Raw genomic sequence first — 7,271 nt, 5'->3', positions numbered from 1 at the left:
ATTCGCTCGACTTGCATGTATTAGGCACGCCGCCAGCGTTCGTCCTGAGCCAGGATCAAACTCTCCATAAAAGTAGTTTGAAAGCTCATTAGCTTTGCTAGCGTATCAACTAAAAGTTGATATCTATTTATTACTTATGTTTCGTTTGCTAACGGAGTTAGTTACTAGAAACGTTATTGATTACGTTTTGCTTGTTCAGTTTTCAAGGTTCATTATTGACAACTTTTATATCATAACTCGTATGAATTTGAATGTCAACATCTTTTTTAAAAGTTTTTTTGGAGCGGGTGATGAGAATCGAACTCACGACATCAGCTTGGAAGGCTGAGGTTTTACCATTAAACTACACCCGCATAGGTATAACACTTTAAGTGTTGATATATTATGGCGCGCCCGGCAGGAGTCGAACCCACAACCTTCTGATCCGTAGTCAGACGCTCTATCCAATTGAGCTACGGGCGCATATGTTAGTTAAGTGACTTGGTGCGGCCGAGAGGACTTGAACCTCCACGGGGTTGCCCCCACTAGGCCCTCAACCTAGCGCGTCTGCCATTCCGCCACGACCGCATTCAATTAAGAACTTTTCTCATTATACTATGATAAATCAAAATGTCAATAGCTTTTCTTATAAAGAGATGAGCCATGAAGGACTCGAACCTTCGACCCTCTGATTAAAAGTCAGATGCTCTACCAACTGAGCTAATGGCTCAAAATAAGAAAGAATGGCTGGGGTACCTGGATTCGAACCAGGGCATGACGGAATCAAAATCCGTTGCCTTACCGCTTGGCTATACCCCAATAAATGGCGGTCCCGACCGGGATCGAACCGGCGATCTCCTGCGTGACAGGCAGGCATGTTAACCGCTACACCACGGGACCTTATTTTGTATTTTTTAAAAAATGACCCCTACGGGATTCGAACCCGTGTTACCGCCGTGAAAGGGCGGTGTCTTAACCGCTTGACCAAGGGGCCATGGCTCCGAAGGCAGGACTCGAACCTGCGACAACCTGATTAACAGTCAGGTGCTACTACCAACTGAGCTACTTCGGAATAATTCAATTTGTTTTCGTCGTCGTTATCTTGTCGACTTTTACTATTATAGGGACAACAACTTAAATCGTCAACCCTTTTGATAAACTTTTTTTATTCCATCAATTCCAAAGCACCTAAACACTTGCTACAACAGTATTTCTTGATATTAAGTCTAATTTTTCTGACATATAATTGCTGACATTTTACGCATCTATATGTATAAAGCAGGCGTTGCTTCTTACTCCTGACTTTAGGAGTTTGTAGTGTAGAACAAAAGCGTGGTGCGTTCACTTTTTTTAATAAATCACGAAAATCTTTATCACGGTGTTGATAGCCTCTTCCTTCTATATGAAGATGGTAATGACATAACTCATGTCGTACTATCCCTTCCACTTCCTCTATGCCATACATTTCAAAAGCTTTAGGATTAATTTCTATATGATGTGACTGCAATAAATAACGACCACCGGTTGAACGTAACCTAGAATTAAAATATGCCTGATGTAAAAATGGTTTATGAAAACTTTCTAATGATATACGGCTCACTAGCTGTTGCAGTTCCTCGTTGTCCATAAATATCACCTCTAACAACAAGAATACCACACTGCCTAGTATAGACAATGTGGTCAAAATTATTACAATTAAATTGTTTGATCTTTCGGTGGTAGCATCGTTAATGAAATGCGTCCTTTGTTAACTTCAATTTGCTCTACCCAAACAGTAACAATATCACCAAGCGCTACAACTTCTAGCGGATGCTTAATACGACGTTTTTGTAGTTTAGAAATATGCACAAGGCCGTCTTGTTTCACACCAATATCGACGAATGCGCCAAAATCAACAACATTCCGCACAGTCCCTTGTAGTTCCATACCGACTTTTAAGTCTTCCATCTTCAATACATCAGTTTTTAACAGCGGCTGCGGGAAAGCATCACGCGGATCACGACTAGGCTTCATCAAAGTATCCACAATATCTTGAATTGTCACGATACCAACACCTGTAGCATCACTTAATGCTTGGATGTCCAATTTCGCGATTGCCTCTTCCGCCTTTTGTGTACCAATTTCCTTTTTCGTTACATGCGCAGCTTCTAATATCTTCTCAGCAATATCGTAACTTTCTGGGTGAATACCTGTTGAATCAAATGGATTTTTTGCTTCAGGCACACGTAAGAAACCAATTGCTTGTTCATAAGTTTTCGCACCAAGGCGTGGGATTTTTTTAAGTTGGGTACGTGTTGTGAATTGCCCGTTCTCTTCTCGTACTTTTACAATATTCTCAGCAACAGTTTTTGATAATCCTGATACATATTGCAATAGTGAAGAAGATGCCGTATTTACATCCACCCCTACTTGGTTTACAGCTGTTTCTACTATGAATGTTAGTGATTCTGTTAGTTTCTTTTGTGAAACATCGTGTTGGTATTGACCAACACCTACTGCTTTTGGCTCGATTTTCACAAGTTCCGAAAGCGGATCCTGTAAGCGTCGGGCAATTGATACAGCACTTCGTTGCTCTACTTGTAAATCCGGAAACTCCGCGCGTGCTACATCTGACGCTGAGTAAACCGACGCACCCGCTTCATTGACAATAACGTATGCAACATCATTTTCTACATCGTTTAATACGTCAGCAATGAATTGCTCCGTTTCACGCGAGGCAGTACCATTACCAATTGCAATAATACTAATCGGATATTTTTCTAAAATTGCTTTCACCACTGATGTTGATTTTGCCACATCTGGTTTTGGAGGATGCGGATAAATTGCAGTTACCTCTAACATTTTCCCCGTCTCGTCTACTACCGCTAGTTTACATCCTGTACGATAGGCAGGGTCCACACCTAATACATATTTCCCCTTCATCGGCGGTTGTAATAGTAGATTACGCAAGTTTTCCGAGAAAATATGAATTGCTTGTGTTTCTGCTTTCTCTGTTAATTCACTACGAAGCTCACGTTCAATCGATGGTTGAATTAAACGTTTATAAGAATCTTCAATTGCCATCTTTACTTCGACAATGCTAGGAGATGATCCAGTTGCAGGAATCCATTCTTTCCACATGATCATCAGTACACGGTCAATCGGTACATGTATAGCTACTTTTAGAATTTCTTCTTTCTCACCGCGGTTCACAGCTAATATACGGTGTGGCACTATACGACTTACTGGCTCTTCATATTCATAGTACATTTCAAAAACGTTTTTCTCATCTGCTGCTACATTTTTACCGCTCGTAGCCAGGATGCCCTCTTTCCAAGAAAACGCTCGGATTTTTTCACGAACACCAGCATCATCCGCAAAACGCTCTGCTAAAATATCACGAGCTCCCGCAAGAGCATCTTCTACTGTCTCCACACCTTTGTTTGTATCTACATAATCCTTCGCAAAGGTTTCTAACGGCTCTCTACGATATTCTAATAGAAGTTCCGCTAACGGCTCAAGTCCTTTTTCCTTTGCAACGGTCGCTTTCGTACGACGTTTTTGCTTGAATGGACGATATAAATCCTCCACTCGTTGTAACACTGTTGCCACCTGAATTGCTTTTTCTAATTCAGGTGTCAATTTCTCCTGCTCACTAATAAGACGAATAACTTCTTCTTTACGTTGTTCAAGCTGTTGTATGTAGTGATAACGATCTTCTACAGCTTTAATTTGCACTTCATCAAGTGAACCCGTTGCTTCTTTTCGGTAACGTGCAATAAAAGGAACTGTATTCCCTTCATCTAGTAATTTAATGACTGCCTCTGCTTGTCCTGGTTTGACAGCTACATCCTTAGCAATTAACTGTAGCATTTGTTTTTGTTCCACCATCATCACTACCTTTTTCTTTTTATTCTACCACTCAAATTTAAAAACATTTCATTTACAGTTCAAAAAAATAGCCTATCCACTTTAGGATAGACTCACAACTTATATTTCTCAAATATAATAATGGGGTATTTTGAATAGTACTACCTGGACGCGTAATCATTTTCTAATAAGGCACCTTGTAATTTTTTAATTGCCTTTCTTTGTATGCGGGATACATGCATCTGAGATATGCCTATTAGTTCACCAGCTTCTTTTTGACTGAGTTGCTCAATATATGTAAGCTGAATAATTTGCTTCTCCCGTTCGTTTAAAACTTCAATTGCTTCAGCAACTACAATTCTCTTATTGGTCATTTCAAAGCCTTCATCTTCTTTTCCAATCACATCAAAAAACGTTATCGTACTACCATCAGAGTCTCCCTCAATGGAACGATCCATCGATAAAGCTTGATAACTGCGGCCCATTTCCATCGCTTCTAATACATCTTCTTCTTTTACTTCTAGTCTATTCGCAATATCCTCAATTGTTGGTGAGTACTGAAGTTCAATTGTCAGAGCTTCCACAGCCGCCTTAATACGTGGCCCTAGTTCTTTAATACGCCTTGGAACATGTACGTCCCATGTTTTATCACGTAAAAAGCGTTTAATTTCCCCCACAATTGTCGGGACAGCAAACGCTTCAAAACTTCGACCAAAATCAGGGTCAAAACGTCTAATTGCCCCTAGTAAACCAATCATACCTACTTGAACGATATCATCATAATTAGATTTACCTCTAGCATATTTTCTAGCAATAGATTCAACTAAATAGCGATAATGAACCACTAAACTTGTTTGTGCCTTATCATCCTCAGTTGCTTGATATTTGGCAATCCATTGTAAAACTTCCTCTTTTGAAGAACTAGGTAGGGATTCTTTCAGCATTTTATCCCACCTGCTCTCTAGCGACATACTTTGTCATGAAAACAGTTACGCCACCATCGTTATTAATCATCACCTCATCCATTAAAGTTTCCATTAAATAAAGTCCTAAGCCACCTTCACGAAGTCCTGCAATATTTTCTTCTGGATGATATGGTCCAATTTTTGATTTAATCTCTTCAAAGTTAAAACTGTTGCCATAATCAGCAACCATAATTTCAATCTTCTCTTTATATAACGCACAGCCAATGACAACCTCACCTTCTTCATCCTCTTTGTAAGCATGATGAACTACATTGGTGATTGCCTCACTCGCTGCAATTTTTAAATCTTCAATCTCATCATAGTTAAAACCAACGCGACTAGCTAATCCTGAAACTGTTAATCGAATTACACTGACAAATTGCGGCTTTGCAGGAACTCTTATTTCAATGTAATCAAATTCCTTCATTGCTTAATTCCACCTTCTTATCAGTTTCAATGTCCATTAATTCGCTTAAACCTGTGATTTCAAATAATCGCTGCAAACGTTTTGACAAGCCAATTAATTTCACTTTACCTTTTTCACGTAAGGCTCTTTTATAGAAAGCAACAAAAATTCCTAATCCTGTACTATCCATATAATGTACTTTCGATAAATCCAAATAAATTACTAAACCTTCTGTAATCTTCACCGCCTCCAACTCATCACGTAATACAGAAGCTGTAAATGTATCGATCTCTCCTACTACAAAACCTCGAAGCTTTGCATCCTCTTCTTTAAAATGTATAGCCACATCCATGAAAGCCACCTCCACTTTATTTATCTACCACACTATCTTTTATTCCCCGTTTACAGATAAATAAAAACATATTTTTTTATTTTTTAATAATTACAACTGTAAAGTCATCTGTAAGTTTAAAATCTTGTAATCGTTCTATCTCTTTATGTAAAAAAATGCATAATTGTTGCGCTGATAAATGCTTTTGCTTAGCAATCAATGATGTAATGACTTCACGCGAATTCAACTCTTCATTTGTTCTGAATTCAGTCACACCATCTGTCATCATGATCACCATATCTCCTTCTTCAAGAGTAATTTCATAGTGCGAATATTTCACTTCAGGTAATATACCTAAAAGAAGACCTTTCGCTTCTAATTCATGAAATGCATTTTCTTTTGAAATATAGTGCAACGTGGGTTCATGTCCTGCTGATGCATATGAAAAAACACTATTTTTAATATCGTAGCGTCCATAAAACATGGAGACAAACATGCTATCATCGACACCCTTTTCAATAACTCTATTAATAGCTTCTAACACATACGAAGGATTTTTATAAGCGTATTCTAGCGTTTCAAGTCCATACTTTACCATCGACATACAAAGTGCTGCTGGTACACCCTTCCCAACCACATCCGTGACAGCTACGCTAACATAATCTTTTCTATCCTCAAAAAAATGAACATAATCACCATTCATATTTCGTACCGGAATCGATAGCATGCCGATGTCTATTTCTTTTAATGATGGAACTACTGTTTTCAGTAATGTTTTTTGAATATTAGTAGCAATATTCATTTCTATTTGAAGCTCTACCTGTTTTTGCAATAGACTTTGATGCTCTCTATGCGCCATCCCATAATGGACCATTACTTCAATTAGAAAGTCGTAAGCAGCATATAATTCCCCAGGGGCATCTGGAAAAATTGTCTGCATAGCGTTTTTATGCATACAGACAACATCTTCTGGCGGAACATTTTTTCGAATTAATTGTCGCGTGAAATTTTGACCAATATACAAAGTTCTTTCTGTTTGATCCTTTACATAATCAGATAAAATCTTTTTATATTGAAGCTCTAATTCTCTCAAATACTCCACTTCCTAACGCAGCCATTTTTCTGTACGTATAATTGTACCTTCTCCCACAATAGATTGAACATCCATAGTATCCATAAGTCTTTTCACACCTGGCAAGCCAGCTCCTAGACCTTCAGCTTTCGTGTAACTACTCTCCATAATGCCACGAATATCTGGAATACCGGGACCTCTATCCGATGCAACGATCACTATTTTTCGTTCATCGTCCATCTCAACCTTCTCTATTTCAATAATTCCTACCTTTGCATATAAATATATATTTCGAGCTAATTCACTAATTGCAGTAGTGATTCGAGCTTGGTCAACGGTTCCAAACCCAAGAGCCTTCGCTTCATTCCGCCCAAGTTGTCGTGCTGCCACTATATCCCATTCAGTAATGATTTCAACTGAAGACTTTACTATCACTATTTCTCCCCCCAATTTCTTTTGGAGTTGCTCTAACTTTCTATATCTTACTTAGTAAATGGTAAAACTATTGTAAGTTCATGCTTATTCACAATATTCCATCCTTGATCAATAACCACTTTATTCAAAATATGATGAATCTCTAATTTAGAACCAAACATTTTTTGATTTTTCACATATTAACGACATGTATCTTCATTATAATACTTAGCTATATTTTAAAGCTATTAACGC

General features: G+C 38.3%; 7 protein-coding genes, 8 tRNA genes and 1 rRNA gene. All 16 read right to left on the bottom strand.

Translation table 11 applies throughout. From position 1 onward, the window contains the following. Positions 1-71, bottom strand: a 16S ribosomal RNA gene (locus ACIQ2D_RS12520); the annotation flags it as partial. Between the two features lie 208 nt (positions 72-279). Beyond that, a tRNA-Gly gene (locus ACIQ2D_RS12515) sits at positions 280-353 on the bottom strand. Between the two features lie 32 nt (positions 354-385). Next, positions 386-462: transfer RNA gene (locus ACIQ2D_RS12510), tRNA-Arg, on the bottom strand. A 19-nt stretch (positions 463-481) separates the two neighbouring features. Next, a tRNA-Leu gene (locus ACIQ2D_RS12505) sits at positions 482-567 on the bottom strand. Positions 568-636: 69 nt separating this feature from the next. Then, a tRNA-Lys gene (locus tag ACIQ2D_RS12500) sits at positions 637-709 on the bottom strand. A gap of 14 nt (positions 710-723) precedes the next feature. Then, a tRNA-Gln gene (locus ACIQ2D_RS12495) sits at positions 724-798 on the bottom strand. 5 nt (positions 799-803) lie between these two features. Continuing rightward, positions 804-879, bottom strand: a tRNA-Asp gene (locus ACIQ2D_RS12490). 22 nt (positions 880-901) lie between these two features. Beyond that, positions 902-973: transfer RNA gene (locus ACIQ2D_RS12485), tRNA-Glu, on the bottom strand. Between the two features lies 1 nt (position 974). Further along, positions 975-1,051: transfer RNA gene (locus ACIQ2D_RS12480), tRNA-Asn, on the bottom strand. A 93-nt stretch (positions 1,052-1,144) separates the two neighbouring features. Further along, the gene (locus ACIQ2D_RS12475; RefSeq protein WP_402864456.1) at positions 1,145-1,606 is read right to left on the bottom strand and encodes a SprT family protein; all 462 of its coding nucleotides are present in this window, start codon (positions 1,604-1,606) and stop codon (positions 1,145-1,147) included. 68 nt (positions 1,607-1,674) lie between these two features. Further along, positions 1,675-3,846: a Tex family protein gene (locus ACIQ2D_RS12470; protein ID WP_402864454.1), complete on the bottom strand. Its 2,172-nt coding sequence runs from the start codon at positions 3,844-3,846 to the stop codon at positions 1,675-1,677. 143 nt (positions 3,847-3,989) lie between these two features. Continuing rightward, positions 3,990-4,772 carry an RNA polymerase sigma factor SigB gene (gene sigB, locus ACIQ2D_RS12465; protein WP_402864452.1) on the bottom strand — a complete coding sequence of 261 codons (783 nt, stop codon included), beginning with the start codon at positions 4,770-4,772 and terminating at the stop codon, positions 3,990-3,992. A 1-nt stretch (position 4,773) separates the two neighbouring features. Further along, the gene (rsbW, locus tag ACIQ2D_RS12460) at positions 4,774-5,220 is read right to left on the bottom strand and encodes an anti-sigma B factor RsbW (RefSeq protein WP_402864450.1); all 447 of its coding nucleotides are present in this window, start codon (positions 5,218-5,220) and stop codon (positions 4,774-4,776) included. Then, positions 5,207-5,551: an STAS domain-containing protein gene (locus tag ACIQ2D_RS12455; protein ID WP_402864448.1), complete on the bottom strand. Its 345-nt coding sequence runs from the start codon at positions 5,549-5,551 to the stop codon at positions 5,207-5,209. Before ACIQ2D_RS12455 ends, rsbW begins: the two co-directional genes overlap by 14 nt. A 76-nt stretch (positions 5,552-5,627) precedes the next feature. Beyond that, entirely contained in the window at positions 5,628-6,623 is a 996-nt protein-coding gene (locus ACIQ2D_RS12450) for a PP2C family protein-serine/threonine phosphatase (protein ID WP_402864446.1), read from the bottom strand. 12 nt (positions 6,624-6,635) lie between these two features. Then, positions 6,636-7,037: an anti-sigma regulatory factor gene (locus ACIQ2D_RS12445; protein ID WP_402864444.1), complete on the bottom strand. Its 402-nt coding sequence runs from the start codon at positions 7,035-7,037 to the stop codon at positions 6,636-6,638. Positions 7,038-7,271: the final 234 nt, after the last annotated feature.

Source organism: Lysinibacillus sp. NPDC097287, assembly GCF_044761695.1.
Classification (GTDB): domain Bacteria; phylum Bacillota; class Bacilli; order Bacillales_A; family Planococcaceae; genus Lysinibacillus.
This window is presented reverse-complemented; position numbering and strand designations above follow the sequence as displayed.